The organism is Pseudomonas sp. UM16 (assembly GCF_050312595.1).
In the GTDB taxonomy this organism is placed as follows: Bacteria; Pseudomonadota; Gammaproteobacteria; order Pseudomonadales; family Pseudomonadaceae; genus Aquipseudomonas.
In genome coordinates this window covers 1-491 of sequence record NZ_JBNPJT010000065.1, presented here as the reverse complement: position 1 = coordinate 491, position 491 = coordinate 1, and the positions used below count along the sequence as shown (strand labels likewise).

Annotated in this window: 1 protein-coding gene; it reads right to left on the bottom strand. The window is 66.8% G+C overall.

The genetic code is table 11. From position 1 onward, the window contains the following. Positions 1-491: AMP-binding enzyme (locus ACQRAX_RS25570; protein WP_427867782.1), on the bottom strand; the 491-nt coding region annotated here is incomplete at both ends.

The window sequence follows — 491 nt, the reverse complement described above, 5'->3', positions numbered from 1 at the left end:
GCCGCGATTCGCTGTTCCAGCGCCGTACGCGGCGCCACGTAGGCTTTTTGCACGCGGTTGGCGTCAGGTTTGGGCAGCGCCTTGCGCTCCAGTTTGCCGTTGGGGCTCAGCGGCATCTGTTCGATGAACAGCAACTGCGCCGGCACCATGTAGTCCGGCAGCGTCTGGCGCAGAGGTTCACGGATCGCTTCGCGCAGGGCCTCCTGAGTGTCCGCCGCCCACTCGTCAGGCACGACGTAGGCAACCAGGGCACCCTCGATGGCCAGTACCACCGCCTCGCGCACCGCGTCTTGCTCCATCAGGCGCGCTTCGATTTCGCCCAACTCGATGCGCAGGCCGCGGATCTTCACCTGGTGGTCGATGCGCCCACGGTATTCGATCACGCCGTCAGCCCGTTGGCTGGCCAGGTCGCCCGTGCGGTACAGGCGTTCGCCTTGGCCGAACGGGCTGGTGACGAAGCGCTCGGCGGTTAGCGCCGGACGACGGTGGTA